The following is a 261-nucleotide window of genomic DNA, read 5'->3' as shown; positions in this document are numbered from 1 at the left end:
GAAAGGACCGCCTAAACCAACAACGACCTGTCTGAGCGCACGATCATTTAGATCCACTGCCCGTTTCCAAATCACCCGTCGAGAATCAATCTTTAATTCATTTCCTTGCTGTAAATGATTATCTAGTAACGCAGCTAAGGCATTATTGGCTGTCGTAATCGCATGCATATCACCAGTAAAATGCAAATTGATTTCTTCCATTGGTAATACTTGTGCGTAACCACCACCTGTTGCGCCACCTTTAATCCCCATCACAGGACC

Annotated in this window: 1 protein-coding gene; it reads right to left on the bottom strand. The window is 44.1% G+C overall.

Annotation, left to right across the window (positions count from 1 at the left end; all coding sequences use genetic code 11):
• Window positions 1-261 (bottom strand): formate--tetrahydrofolate ligase (locus tag QP324_RS12100; protein WP_284816232.1); only part of this gene is annotated, 261 nt, incomplete at both ends.

This window comes from Corynebacterium sp. UMB0012, assembly GCF_030216265.1.
In the GTDB taxonomy this organism is placed as follows: domain Bacteria; phylum Actinomycetota; class Actinomycetes; order Mycobacteriales; family Mycobacteriaceae; genus Corynebacterium.
Note: the sequence above shows the minus strand (reverse complement) of the source record. Positions and strands in the feature narration are given on the sequence as shown.